Below are 13,543 nucleotides of genomic sequence, written 5' to 3'. Positions count from 1 at the left end.
AAACCATTTAGATGTTAAATATACAATTCTATCCGTATTAACAATTTGTTAAGTATAAAAATAATTTTGTATACAAATACTAAATTACTTTTCGGGCTTATGCTAATTGAGCTGTTAAATTTGAACAATTTACCGCTGAAAAGCAATTGAACTATTTTTCTGGATAAACTTAAGTACCAAAAATCATTATCAGCCTAATTTTAATTACATTTAACCAAGTACAAACGATTATGAAAAGACTTTTTACCCTCCATCTTTTTGCTTTGGTTTTTCTCGGAACCCAACTTTATGCCCAAACTGATAGCCTAAAAAAACCTGTCGATTCTACACAGATTAAAAAAATGAACAGTGGGCTCGACCGGGTAAGCCAGTTATCGGCCGAACGGATTGCAGACTCCTTAAAACGCGATGTACTTCAAAAACAGGTAAATGCTTTGGGTAAAGGAGATGATACCGAACGTAACCGCTTGTTGCTCGAACTTGGCGCATTGAAAAAGAAAGATTCGCTTCAGCAAGTAAAGCAGGTAAAACAGATCGATTCGCTCAGGAAGTTTATTAAAGGAGTTCCCGTAGTTTTTAACCGCGATACGCTATTTTATATTTACGCCAAACTTGGCAGTTTCAGCGCAGCCGATCGTGCGCAGGCCATTGCCAACCGTTTAGAAAAAATTGCCGGTGGTACAACCTTCCATACCGATTCGCTAAAACTTAGCCAGGCCGAAAGCTCAATCGACCTGATTTATGGAAATAATTTGCTCCTATCCATCAACGAAGAAGATGCCATCTGGGCAAAAAAAGATATTAATACCCTATCAGCCGATGTTAAAGCTGCAGTAGGCAAATCTGTAATCAATTATCGCGATGAAAACAGCCTGCAGGTAATTATAAAAGAAATTTTACTCACCTTATTGGTAATAGCGGTGGTTATTGGCCTGGTATACCTGGTAAACCGGCTGTTTAGAACCCTCACCGCCAAACTACTTAAAAGCGAAGGGCGGTTTAAAGATGGCATCAGGATTAAGAATTATCAACTTTTAGATCCCGACCGGCAGCTTTGGGTAATCGGTGCCGCCTTATCTATTGCCCGGTGGATAATTATCATCCTGTTAATTTATCTGGCCCTGCCGGTGCTGTTTGGTATATTTCCATTTACCAAAGATCTTTCCGAAAATCTTTTGGCCTATATTCTGGGCCCTTTAAAAAAAATAGGAAGTGCCATTTGGAATTACATTCCCGATTTAATGACAATACTGGTATTGCTGGTGGTTTTCCGCTATGTACTGCGGTTTGTGCGCTTTATTAAAACAGAGGTAGAACGTGGCAAACTTACCATACCAGGCTTTTATAAAGATTGGGCCAACCCTACTTACCAAATCATTAGGGTACTTATTTTGGCCTTTATGCTTATTGTTATCTTTCCGTACCTGCCAGGCTCAGACTCTGGTGTGTTTAAAGGCGTATCGGTATTTATGGGCGTTCTGTTCACCTTCGGCTCGGCCGGGGCTTTGGGTAACGTGGTTGCCGGCCTGGTACTCACTTACATGCGGGCTTTCAGAATTGGAGACCGTGTAAAAATTGGTGAGGTAACGGGCGATATTATCGAGAAAACCCTTTTGGTTACCCGGGTAAGAACTATCCAGAACGAAGTAGTTTCGATTCCCAATTCGACTGTGATGAGCAACCACACCATTAACTACAGTGTAGAAGCATCAGAAAAAGGCCTCATTATACACACTACGGTTACCATTGGTTACGATGCGCCCTGGCGCCAGGTACATCAACTGCTTATTGATGCCGCACTGAGTTCGGATATGATAGAGGCCGACCCTAAGCCTTATGTGCTACAAACCAGCCTTGACGATTATTATGTTAGCTACTGCATAAATGCACACACCAAATCGCCCAATAAACAGGCCTTAATATACTCCAGCCTGCATGCCAACATACAAGATATTTTTAACGAAGCCGGCGTAGAAATTATGTCGCCACATTATAAAGCATTGCGCGATGGAAATGAAACCACCATACCTGCAGCGCATTTGCCAAAAGATTACAGTGTACCTGTTTTTAGAACAAGTACACGGATGGAAAATACTGACCCGAAAAAAACGGATTAGATTAACTTACATTTAAAACCGAAAACCAGCACATTACCTTAACGGTAACTGGTTTATTAAAACAAAAAAGGATTGCGGCCAGAAACGCAATCCTTTTTTATTTTAGCTTAAAAACCGCAATAACTGAGGGTTTAGCGTAAAAAACCTTCTATCTTTTACTTTATAATTCAGGAGATCTTTAAATCCACTAACCTATTCCTTTTTTGAAGGCAACATTCCAATACTGCACAAAATGATATGGCTACTATTCTAAACACTGCCTTTACTGTTTTATGGTTTTAGTTTTGTTATTATTGCCGCAAGTTTGATGAAAATTCAACTTAACATTATGAAAAAAATAGTATTTACTTTTCTCAGTTTCATCATCGCGCTAGCTACAGTAAATGCACAAAAAGGCATTAACTTTAATCGCATATACCCTGCCGGTGGAAGACTGCTCATGTGTGTAGACAGTTCGGCAAAAAACATTTATTACGCCAATGTATTTCCCAATCAACCGAATACTTTTTTTAGTTATGTACCCGAAGTAAGCCAGGTAAGTATCTCGATTAATTTTAGAAAAAATATTAACATACAGCACTATCGGTATACCATAATATCCGATAATAAACCATTGGTTGTAAATGAACTGATTAACGAAGCTCTGCTGAAAGATACCCATGCCGGGGGTGATGAAGAAATATTCCGTTCTGCAATACTGGGTACTTTTCCTGTAAAAGGCAAAATCATTACCGTATTGGTTTACAGCATCGAAAAACCACTCGATATTGAAAAATCGGTTCTTTATGGTAAGCCAATTCCAAAGGCAAAAATCAAAGGTATTAGAAAGCGCTTTACTATTGATAAAGGTGTTGATTACAGCTGGATTACCGAACCTAAGGATATAACAAAACTTATTTTCACCGAAAAAGATGACGAGCTAACCATCGTAAAAGACAGGTCAGATGAAGATTATATCTATTATATCTCAATAAGAGATAAGCAAACCAATAAGATAATCTTCGAATCAACTACCTGGGAGTATGGCGGCATAGTTGACGAACATGAGTTTTTACCCAACGTAAAAATCGACAGAAACATTTTCAAAAAATCTGGTGATTATGAAATTATTATTCAACCTTCATCATTTTCCCGCTATAACATGCCGCCAAAGGAAATGGAAAAGTACACAACCCGGCATACACTTTCTATCACTTTAGCGGAAGAAAACTACAGCAAACGAGAACTTTTTATATATGCATTTATTGTAGCATTACTTATTGGATTAGTGTTTCTCGTTGTTCTTTACTTCGTTAAAAAACGAAACAAAAAAAAGCTGGAAGAAAATGAGCAGCAAAAAAACAGCGCAAAGCTGCAGCTTAACTACGTTCGTTCGCAGTTAAACCCTCATTTTTTGTTTAACGCGCTCTCAGGCATTCAAAATTTAATGAACAAGAACGAGATAGATAATGCCAATAAATACCTGTCTAAATTTGCGCGCTTAACCCGCAATGTACTCGATGACAGGGAACTGATCAGCTTATCGCAAGAAAAAACTTTATTGGATGATTACCTGCAAATGGAGCAGCTGCGTTTCGGCTTTACCTACGAAATTAAGCATGCCGAAAATTTAGATTTAGCGATTATAGAAATACCAGGCATGCTGCTGCAACCTTTTGTAGAAAATGCTGTAAAACATGGCATATCGAAAAAAGCTGCTGACGGAAAAATTATCATCACATTTGTTGAACAGGGAAATGATTTGGTTTTAACAGTTAGCGATAATGGAAATGGTTTCGATACGGAAAAGAAGCACAATGGCTTAGGGCTCCAATTAAGTAATAGCAGAATAGCGTTATTGAATAATATTTATAAAGAAAACCGCTTTACCCTGGCCATACAAGCAACCCATAACGGTACTAAAATAAGCTTAACCTTAACCGATTGGCTATAACATGATGAGAGCAGTATTAATAGACGACGAAATTTCAAACTTAGAAAACCTGCAGGCATTGCTACTAAAGCATTGCCCGCAGGTAACCATAATAGCCACAGCTCAAAATGTAAGCGATGGGGTTAATGCCATTGCAAAACATTTACCCGATTTGGTGTTTCTGGATATACAAATGGGCGAACAAACGGGTTTCGAAGTATTAAAGCTGCTCCCAACACGTAATTTTGAAGTTATTTTTGTTACCGCTTACGATCAATATGGTATACAGGCCGTAAAATTTGCGGCGCTCGATTATCTTTTAAAACCTGTTGATATTGAAGAATTGAAGGATGCGGTAAATAAAGCCGAATGCAAACTGGCCACACAAACGGCTTCGCAGCTCGATTTTTTACTGCAACAATTAAAAAAGCCCGAAACCAATGTGAGCAAAATTGCCCTGCAAATGCAAAGCGAAATCAGGTATGTTACCTTATCAGAAATTGTGCGTTGCGAAGCAGACAATACTTATACGCATTTCTTCCTTACGGGCAATGAAAAAATATTGGTTTCTAAATCACTTAAAGAGTATGCAGATTTATTGCGCCCCAATGGTTTTTTAAGAACACACCAAAGCCATTTGGTTAATCCGAAATATGTAAAAAGCTGGTTAAAGGAAGATGGTGGCCTATTGCTCTTAACCTCCGGAGAAAAAATACCCATTTCTAAGCCGAACAAGGATACGGTAAAAAAAGCCTTGCAGCAGCTTTAACAACTCCCAGCTAAGCTAAGCACCCAGATCTTCTGACTTTTTAAACATATAAGACATTTAAGGGCATATGAGTAGCAAGCGACATGCTAAACGCCTGAAATTATTTGCATGTAATTTGTTAGTATCAACCTAGCGTGCAATCCTTCATCCAAAGCCCTTGGGTAAAAAGCTTTATTATGTCTTATTATATTTACTTCGATATTTTCCCACCCGATATTTAGTAAAAGGCTCTCTATTTTATCGATGTATTCTTTTAACTTGAATGGAGTTTTTATTTCACTAATTAGAGTGATCTTTAGCTTTCTATTTTTGTAATTGTTTATAAATAAATTATCAACTCCGCATTAACGATATTACTTTTCTGATCTATAACAAATACCCCAATCTGTTCTATTAATCATCAGCACCATTCCACCCTGCCACCCAGTTTCGTGTTGAAAACGTTAATTAACCGATGATTCTCCTCCCAGATTTTGCAGGAGCTGATCTCTATATAATTTGGATAAGGGAATCTTATTCCCTGCCACAATTACCTGGTGTTTCTCAATCCGTTCAATTTTCTGTCTGGAAATTATAAACGATTTATGAACCCGTAAAAACTGATCTGCGGGCAGTTTTCCCTGCAATTCAGTCAAGGTAATGCGTGTAAGGGTATGTTTACCAGTTTCATGCAAATCAACATAATTATCTTCAGCTTTGGCATAAACCAGGTTGCTAAACTTTATTTGCACCCAGTCATATCCATCCTTTACAAATAACGACTGCTCTTTATCCCTTTTTTTTATATCGTGCACCTGAAGTCTCATTTCGGCAAGCTGGCAAGCCTTTAAAAAGCGGGTAAAATTGATAGGCTTTAATAAATAATCTGTTGCAGCCAACTCAAAACCTTTTAATGCATATTCGGGGTAAGCGGTAGTAAAAATGACCAGAATTTCAGGATTTATCATCGAGGCAAATTCAATACCCGAAACATCGGGCATAGCAATATCAAGGAACACTAAATCTACCCGCTCATTTTTAATGTAAACCAATGCATCTGTAGCACTCAAAAACGTAGCATCGAGCGAAATAAAAGGTATTTTTTCGGCATGGGCACGAATAATATCATGCGCTACAGGCTCATCATCAACTGCAATTACTTTGATCATTTTATCAGTAATACTTGTTTAAGCTTCTTCATTAGTTCTTTCGGTTCAATATCTCTTGCTATAATTACACCTTTGGGATCAATGAGAAAACTCTGTGGAATTTTTCTGACACTATAAAGCTTGGCCACCTCATTTTCCCAATGCTTCAAATCCGAAACCTGGGGCCAGCTTAACCCATCGTTCTTTATTGCTTTTAACCATGCATCTTTTGCATCCGCACCATCAAGAGAAATACCCAAGATAGTAAAATTTCTATCCTTAAATTCATTATAGATTTTAACAAGCTCAGGATTGGCAGCTCTGCAAGGGCCGCACCAGGAAGCCCAGAAATCAATCAATATATATTTACCCCTAAATGAGGTCAAATTAACAGGATTGCCGGCTGTATCATTTTGAACAAAAACAGGAGCCATTGCACCTGGATTAAGGGCTTTTTGATCCGAAAGAAATTTCCGAAATTCTTTGCCCGATGGAGTATGTTGCAATCTTAAAGAAAGCCTGTTAAACATGGGTTCAATAACTGCAACATCAGGCGAGATTCCGGCATAGTCATTTAATGCAACTAAGGCGATAAAGCTGTCTGGATTATCGATAACGAATTTCCGCCTGATAGCCTGCTTAACCAAATTTAAACTATCTAATTTAATGTTCAAGGGCGAGTTTTTTGGCTCATGAGCTGTTTCGGCTAAATTACTGATCTTGTCGATTGCTGCATAAACCGGGCTAAGCAGCTGTTCCAGTTTAAAATGATCAGCATTGATGCCCTTCCCTACAAAACCTGCATCTGCAATTAAAGGGGTTGAGGTTTTTAACACTACCTGCCCCGGATAAGTATACATGCGCAATAAATCTGGTTTATCGTGTTGTTTTTTAATCATTCCCGATAAACCAATATTGTTAGTATCGCAAACAAGGGTACTATACCTTGGTCTATCTATATTACCTTTAAAAACAAACAAGCCATTAGTCTGCATTGCAGAATCGATTATTTTTTTACCATTTACCTGGTATAGCAGGTAAATTTTAGCCATTGCGGGCATTTTTGTTGCAGTTATTTTAACTGTAAATAACGAATTTTTGGTCTGAGCTACAGACATAAGGGGAACTGCTGCACCGCAAAGCAGTAACATTACTTTTTTAAGCATGATTACGAAAATTGAATGATGTGTTTAAGAACTGAGTTTCAACCTAAATGAAACATTATAAGCTAAACCGGTGTTTTGATGATCTAAGCGATAACTATCCGGATAAAGAAGATCGAGACGTTTAATTGTATTTTTTATTCCTGTATTATTGCCACTAACCTCTGTACGGTTCTGAACAATGGTATTAAACACTTCCATGTGCAGCTCGTTTTTATCCACAACAATCTTTATCCGAACTTCGCAGGGTGTATCTATACTTATACCGTATTTAAAAGCATTTTCAATAAAAGGCAGCAGCAATAGCGGTGCTATTTTCTGTTGATTATGATGATCATCAGAATCAATTTGACTGCTGATTTTGATATTATCTTTTATGGGTAAGCGTAGCTGCTGAAGTTTGAGATAGTTTTCCATAAACTTCAGTTCATCCCCAAGTTGAACAAAATTTTCTTGCATTCCATGTATAGTGTAACGCATCATATCCGACATGGTATCAATGCCCTGGGCGGTATTGGGTGCTTTTTCTTTTAAAGCGGTACCGTAAAGATAATTTAAGGCATTGAATAGAAAATGTGGATTTAGCTGGGCCTTTAAAGCATGCAATTCATTCTCTGATTGCTGGATTCTTTGCAACTTTTTATTTCTATTTTGAAGGTAATAATCTCTCACTATTGTATAAACAAAAGCATAAACTGCTATATATAAAATAGGTTCAACAGCAGAAAGTTTACCTTGCTGCTTAAAAACGTTCGGACGTAAATAAACAATTCCTGCACATGAGATCATTCCGGTTAATAAACATCCTGCTATAAAAACAATGAAATGGCGCTTTTTAAAAAGAAATTGCCTTACTACTTCAGTCAAAAAGATAAAAATTGCAACAACGAATAAATCACTATTTAAATTGGTAGCATATTGCCAACCTGTTACAGGAGTACCATCGGTATTGTAGATGTAATTACCCCAGATATGTACATGATACAAATAAGGAATTAACGTAAATGCAGTAATTGCAATCCACATAATTAAAAAGTGGGCAATCCAGTTTATCAGTAATTTTTTAAAAGCGGCTAACATATATTTCTTTTGGTTCGGATCAAAGGACGCAAACTAAAAGAATAATATATAATTAATGTGGCAAGTGCTATTAAATATGTGGTGAGTAATAAAATAAGTAGCGGCTGTACTTTTTTAAGGAAGAATATAAACCGATACCATTTAACAAAGCAGCGTTTGGCAAACACCAAACGCTACCCCAATCTGTTCCATTAATGATCAGCGCATCTTTCACCACAATTTGTTATTTCAGCCAGCGTTGTGACCATTTTAACTGTGGCACTTTTTTATGTCCGTTAAAATTTGTCCACAAAGTTGTGGCCCTTTTTTCTGTGACAGTTTTTTTTGTCACAGAAAAAATTGTCACAAAATATTTTCATCGGATGGGCTAAAATCCGATTATGGTTTATTATTTATACATTAATTGGAATTTCACCAATAGTAGATATACTGGCTTTTAACTGATTTTTAAGCTTTTTTCCTTTTAATGCTAATAATCAATTCAATTAATGTTTTTCTTTTCGGGCTAAAAAGGAATGCTTATCTAAACTATGTTTAACAGAACAACCATGTTTGGAGCATTATAGCTAATAATTTTATTAAATTCAATCGAATAAATACTCCGATAGCCTTGAAGGGTAAACAGCTAAAAGAAGTGGCAGCGCCTTACCCGTAATCCCAACGAGCTCCCTTAAAGTCATGCAAAAAATTACCAGTTTATTTTGGCCTTCCTTTAGTTTAGTCGCCTTGCGTATTTTTGAGTAATGGGGGATTGATGTAAAATTCTTTAGAGATTCGTGTAAGATTTCATAGGGTTGATGTAAAATTTAGCATTGACTTAATTTAACGCTACCGCTTACACACATCCTTAACTACATTTGAACCATCAGATAATGGGGAATTGACTCAACACTACCCTGGAACTAATCATTATTAATCTAAATTAATCGAATTCTAAAAATGAGAATTATTAACACTCTGTTGCAGCCTGCGAAAAAAATTTTCAAAGGCATGTTCGCAATGTCTGTGCTCTACGCCATTGCATTTGTATGCGTATTTGTCTTTGATTCCTGTAAAAAAAATGACCTCGTAAAAGACGACCACGGCCTGGCAAGAACCCGTTTTATGAATGCCCTGAAAACACAGAAAGAGAAGGTGGGAAGTACTGCCTTTGGCGCCTATGCATTAAATAATAAATCCCAGATCGGCGGTGGGAAGGGAAAACTGATGGTTGAAAATCCCAATAATCCGGTTTATGAACCCATATATGTCGACTATCCTCCTGGCACAAATCCTGAAATTTATCCGATCCAGGCAGTCAACAACGTTTCACAGCTAGCAGAACTATTGTATGCTACAGACGGAACCGTACAATATGAGCCAACACCAACCAATTCTGGAAATACAATAGTTGTCGATGTTCAAGCTATTAATCAGGCACTAGACCCTGTAATATTGGAGGCAAAACAATATTTGTATGCAAAAGGGTTTACACCCAATGATATTACCGATATGATAGCAGAACATAACGGTACCCAGCAAGATTTGGTTCCATTCGTAATTGGATTAACCTGGGCCGAAACACAGGCACCAGTAGAAATCACTAAAAACTATAATCCTTTTATCAGCACAGCTAATGCGAAATTAAATGCACAGGATTACATTAATTGCGCAGTAGCTGCTTTGGGAGTAGATATCCTATATGCGCTTAGCCAGTCTACCTTGTCGACATGGTCTATTCCATTAATGAAAAAAGCCTTTGGAACCGTAGCTAAAAAGGTATTGGGCCCAATTGGAGTCGCAATTACTATAGCCAGCTTTGGCTTCTGTCTTTACGCTACTGACCACATACAACAACATTAAATATGAACATAGCTTATTTTCTTTTTGGTTTTTTTATTGTGATATCTTTTGCCAAAAAGATAAATGATATCATTAGAGATATTAAAAAGAATAATACTGGCAAACTAAAAGCGGATGCTTTCTTTTTAGGACTCATGATTTTGGCAACAATCATAGTGTTTTTTGCACTCTCGAATCTAAATCATAGCACCTAAAGTTCATATTACAATTAAATCCCCCCATTATCTGATAGGCATATACTTTAGTGATATCCATAAAACTAACTCCGGATTAACGATAGCAATAATGTGTTGCCAATTTAGCAATACCGATAAAAAATAAAGCCTTAACAATTTCTTGTTAAGGCTTTTGCTTAGCCCAAAGCAATCCCGACGATTGATTGAGTCTTGGCGTTAAGCGTTTTTTGGTTATTATTTTTTTGCTACGATTTTGATAAAGAATTTAACCTGGTTCGAAATGGTTAGGTCGCCAGACTCATCAAAGCGCTTTTCTGATCGATAATAGATACCCCAATCTGTTCGGTTAAGAATCAACGCACCATTTATCTCTACAGTTCCGTCCATACCATCTTTAAAATACATTTGGGCAGGAAAAGTAACTGTCTTCGTAATACCTTCGATGGTGAGCTTCCCTGTAACTTTTATATTTTCATGATTACCGCTTTCGACCTTCGTAATGGCAAATGTAGATACAGGGAATTTTTTGACATCAAAAAAATCAGGTAGTTTATTGTGCGGCCCTTCATCTTCAAATATTTGCTTAATGGTATTCATGTCAACATCTACCGCACCGCCCACCAGCTCACTGTTTTCGATAGACAATTCTCCTTTTAATATAGCTACGTTACCCGTACTCGAACCATCACTAATTAACTTAGTGCCTTCCCATCCACCCAAATACATAGATGCTTGCCATACAATAGCACTTTGTTTGGTATCTATGCTATATTTTTTCTGCCCCACTTTACTATAAAAGTCGGTAATGGGTTTCCCCTGCCCTGCATAACGATACACCCCGGTGGCATCTCCAAACCAAATACTTCCGTCGTTAGCTTCTAAAAGTCCAAAGAAAGCCTTGCCCGACATGATTTCGGTTACAACGGGTTGCTTACTATACAACGATTTTGCATCGTAACGGGTAAGTGCCTGAACACGCGCATTAGCCGGATTTACCGAACCGGTAGTCCAGATGTTTCCTGCTTTATCCTGAATGATGGCATAAGCTCCTCGTTGCGATACTTTAGTAAAGGTACCACCAGTTGAAGGGTCATAACGCCAAAGGCCACCGGTTTGGCTTACGTTAAAGCCGTTGAAACCACTGAGCCAAATATTGCCTTTTTTATCTTCCATTATACTCCAAACATCGAGAAAGGGTTGGCCGTTATGGGTTAAAGTGGTATATTTTTTTCCGTCGTAAACAAAGGCATCGCCCCTTGTACCAACCCACAATTTGCCGGTTTTATCTTCAATGATGGTAGTGATATCATTATTCAAGTGTGCGTCTTTATAAAAAAGCGGGGCGTTTGGAGATTTAAAATTCCGAAAAGATTGCCCTTTCGGCAGGCTGGCATCGTAATGACTTATACCGGCCCCGGTGCCGAACCAAATAACGCCGGCCTTATCTTCATAAACACTCATCACCCGGTTATCGGCAAGCCCATCTTTGGTAGTAAAATGTTGAATGGATTTAGTGCCTGCACTGAGCGCAGCCGAATTGTTGTAATAATAAACGCCCGAATCGGTAGTGGTGAACCAGATATTTCCCTGCCGGTCTTCCAAAACATCCCAGAACCGGTGCGAACCTATTTTACTGCTAAGGTTAGTAAAAGTTTTCCCCTTCCCTTCGGGCAGGCGGGCATCGTATCGAAAAACATCTCCATATGATAAGTTGTTGGGACCAGCAATTAAAATGGTACCATTGCTGCCTTTTTTGATATTACGAACCATGATGTTAGGCCCTATGTTTTTAATCTCGGTGCCGACAGCGCTCTGGTTGATGCCTGTTGGTACCTTGGTTTGCCTTTGGGCACAGGCAGTGAGCAAAACAGACATTAAGCACAAAGCATATACGTGTATGTATTTCATAATTTTTATTTATTGATCTATAGCATTGATTCAACAAATCTACCTTGATATGCTTCGCTGCAACGAATTTGGATTGTAAATAATAATGTAAATTTTGTAAATAAAGTGGTTACATGCAGCGTGGTAGCTTAAATGTACACTACGTTGTTCCCGACTGCGTTGCACTCCACTCGAAATTACGATCCCCTTTGGGCTGATTTTGTCATTCCAACTCCTGTGTTTTTAAAAACTGACCTCTCGCAGTGACGATTCTCTTAGAGAAGCCTGACACCTAACTGTCCGCAGTCTTCCGCAGGAGTTCTACGGATAACTAAGAAAACAAACAGCCAATAAGTAATTGCAGATAAGAAATTGGAATTTTAACCGAAGATGCAGAGATTAGCCATTATTTTGTATCCCAATCATATTGGCCAGCAGCGAATGGAAGAATTACAACGAAAGATCAGCAAAAATTTAATTAGGGTTAGCATCCTTATGGTGATACTTTTAGGCCTTGTTATAGCTTTAGTTTTAACAAGGACAAACCAACATGCTTCATTTTTGATTGAAAGAAACACTAGCCGGAAAGAAAAAAAGCAGGATAGCCAACCGGCGTCAATCTGGAAATCGCCTGATGTAGCTGCCATTAACGATCCGCAGGAGAAAGAACTGGTGAGTTATGGCCGGGAACTGATTGCCAACACAGCCAAATATCTCGGGCCCGAGGGTACAGTAGGCAGGCACAGCAACCGCATGAACTGTCAAAACTGCCACCTGGATGCAGGAACTAAACCATTTGGGAACAATTACGCGGCTGTATTTTCTACCTACCCCAAATTCAGGGCCAGGTCGGGCACAAAAGAAACCATAGTTAAACGCATTTCAGATTGCTTTGAGAGAAGCCTGAATGGTACAGCGCCCGATAGTACAAGCAGGGAGCTGAAAGCCATGATTGCCTATATCAGTTTTTTGGGAAGTGATGTAAAAAAAGGAATTTCGCCTCAGGGTAGTGGTATCCAAAAACTTACTTTTATGATGCGGGCAGCAGATCCCTTAAAAGGAAAATTGATCTATCAGGCTAAATGCGTTTCCTGCCACGGCCGTAATGGCGAAGGCCTGCCCGCTGCAGGCAAAAAAACATTCACCTATCCGCCTTTATGGGGACCAGATAGTTACAATGATGCAGCCGGTCTTTACAGGCTTTCAAATTTTGCGGGTTACATTAAAAATAATATGCCTTATGGCGCCAGTTATAAAAACCAGCTGCTCAACGATGAAGAATCGTGGGACCTGGCGGCCTTCGTAAACAGCCAGTCGCGACCCCATAAAGATCAGCACAGCGACTGGTCGGATAATTCGAAAAAGCCAATAGACTTTCCCTTTGGGCCCTATACGGATCAATTTACCGAAGTACAACATAAATACGGCCCTTTTAATCCCATTAAAAAAGCCCATCTTAAAAATTTATAA

General features: G+C 38.5%; 9 protein-coding genes. 5 read left to right on the top strand and 4 right to left on the bottom strand.

Annotated elements, in window-relative coordinates; all coding sequences use genetic code 11:
* The first annotated feature begins 230 nt into the window (after positions 1-230).
* The 3 genes from DBR40_RS10195 (at position 231) to DBR40_RS10185 (ending at position 4,798) form a co-directional block, all read left to right on the top strand.
* Positions 231-2,117: a mechanosensitive ion channel family protein gene (locus DBR40_RS10195; RefSeq protein ID WP_124559645.1), complete on the top strand. Its 1,887-nt coding sequence runs from the start codon at positions 231-233 to the stop codon at positions 2,115-2,117.
* A 328-nt stretch (positions 2,118-2,445) separates the two neighbouring features.
* Positions 2,446-4,050, top strand: a complete 1,605-nt coding sequence (locus DBR40_RS10190; RefSeq protein ID WP_124559644.1) for a sensor histidine kinase — start codon at positions 2,446-2,448, stop codon at positions 4,048-4,050.
* 1 nt (position 4,051) lies between these two features.
* Positions 4,052-4,798 carry a LytR/AlgR family response regulator transcription factor gene (locus DBR40_RS10185; RefSeq protein WP_233603847.1) on the top strand — a complete coding sequence of 249 codons (747 nt, stop codon included), beginning with the start codon at positions 4,052-4,054 and terminating at the stop codon, positions 4,796-4,798.
* 443 nt (positions 4,799-5,241) lie between these two features.
* Here the strand turns inward: DBR40_RS10185 and DBR40_RS10180 are convergent, their stop codons facing one another.
* The 3 genes from DBR40_RS10180 to DBR40_RS10170 are packed head-to-tail and all read right to left on the bottom strand — an operon-like array spanning position 5,242 to position 8,168.
* On the bottom strand, positions 5,242-5,946 hold the full coding sequence (locus DBR40_RS10180; protein ID WP_124559643.1) for a LytR/AlgR family response regulator transcription factor: 705 nt from the start codon (positions 5,944-5,946) through the stop codon (positions 5,242-5,244).
* Positions 5,943-7,091, bottom strand: a complete 1,149-nt coding sequence (locus DBR40_RS10175; protein ID WP_124559642.1) for a TlpA disulfide reductase family protein — start codon at positions 7,089-7,091, stop codon at positions 5,943-5,945. The genes DBR40_RS10180 and DBR40_RS10175 overlap by 4 nt, the downstream gene beginning before the upstream one ends.
* A gap of 24 nt (positions 7,092-7,115) precedes the next feature.
* Entirely contained in the window at positions 7,116-8,168 is a 1,053-nt protein-coding gene (locus DBR40_RS10170) for a sensor histidine kinase (protein ID WP_124559641.1), read from the bottom strand.
* Positions 8,169-9,158: 990 nt separating this feature from the next.
* On the opposite strand from DBR40_RS10170, the gene DBR40_RS10165 reads away from it, so the two are divergent.
* A complete protein-coding gene (locus tag DBR40_RS10165) occupies positions 9,159-10,010 on the top strand; it encodes a hypothetical protein (RefSeq protein ID WP_124559640.1) in 852 nt (283 codons plus the stop codon).
* Positions 10,011-10,420: 410 nt separating this feature from the next.
* On the opposite strand, the gene DBR40_RS10160 is transcribed toward DBR40_RS10165, so the two are convergent.
* Positions 10,421-12,094 (bottom strand): two-component regulator propeller domain-containing protein, encoded by a 1,674-nt coding sequence (locus tag DBR40_RS10160; protein WP_124559639.1) that lies wholly within the window; start codon positions 12,092-12,094, stop codon positions 10,421-10,423.
* A gap of 540 nt (positions 12,095-12,634) precedes the next feature.
* Here DBR40_RS10160 and DBR40_RS10155 point away from each other — a divergent pair.
* On the top strand, positions 12,635-13,543 hold the full coding sequence (locus tag DBR40_RS10155; RefSeq protein ID WP_233603846.1) for a c-type cytochrome: 909 nt from the start codon (positions 12,635-12,637) through the stop codon (positions 13,541-13,543).

It is taken from the genome of Pedobacter sp. KBW01, from assembly GCF_003852395.1.
GTDB lineage: Bacteria > Bacteroidota > Bacteroidia > Sphingobacteriales > Sphingobacteriaceae > Pedobacter.
Note: the sequence above shows the minus strand (reverse complement) of the source record. Positions and strands in the feature narration are given on the sequence as shown.

Excerpts from the sequence above, each read along its gene's own strand:
- DBR40_RS10195 (WP_124559645.1), top strand. The coding sequence starts at position 231 with ATGAAAAGACTTTTTACCCTCCATCTTTTTGCTTTGGTTTTTCTCGGA.
- DBR40_RS10190 (WP_124559644.1), top strand. The coding sequence starts at position 2,446 with ATGAAAAAAATAGTATTTACTTTTCTCAGTTTCATCATCGCGCTAGCT.
- DBR40_RS10185 (WP_233603847.1), top strand. The coding sequence starts at position 4,052 with ATGATGAGAGCAGTATTAATAGACGACGAAATTTCAAACTTAGAAAAC.
- DBR40_RS10180 (WP_124559643.1), bottom strand. The coding sequence starts at position 5,946 with ATGATCAAAGTAATTGCAGTTGATGATGAGCCTGTAGCGCATGATATT.
- DBR40_RS10175 (WP_124559642.1), bottom strand. The coding sequence starts at position 7,091 with ATGCTTAAAAAAGTAATGTTACTGCTTTGCGGTGCAGCAGTTCCCCTT.
- DBR40_RS10170 (WP_124559641.1), bottom strand. The coding sequence starts at position 8,168 with ATGTTAGCCGCTTTTAAAAAATTACTGATAAACTGGATTGCCCACTTT.
- DBR40_RS10165 (WP_124559640.1), top strand. The coding sequence starts at position 9,159 with ATGTTCGCAATGTCTGTGCTCTACGCCATTGCATTTGTATGCGTATTT.
- DBR40_RS10160 (WP_124559639.1), bottom strand. The coding sequence starts at position 12,094 with ATGAAATACATACACGTATATGCTTTGTGCTTAATGTCTGTTTTGCTC.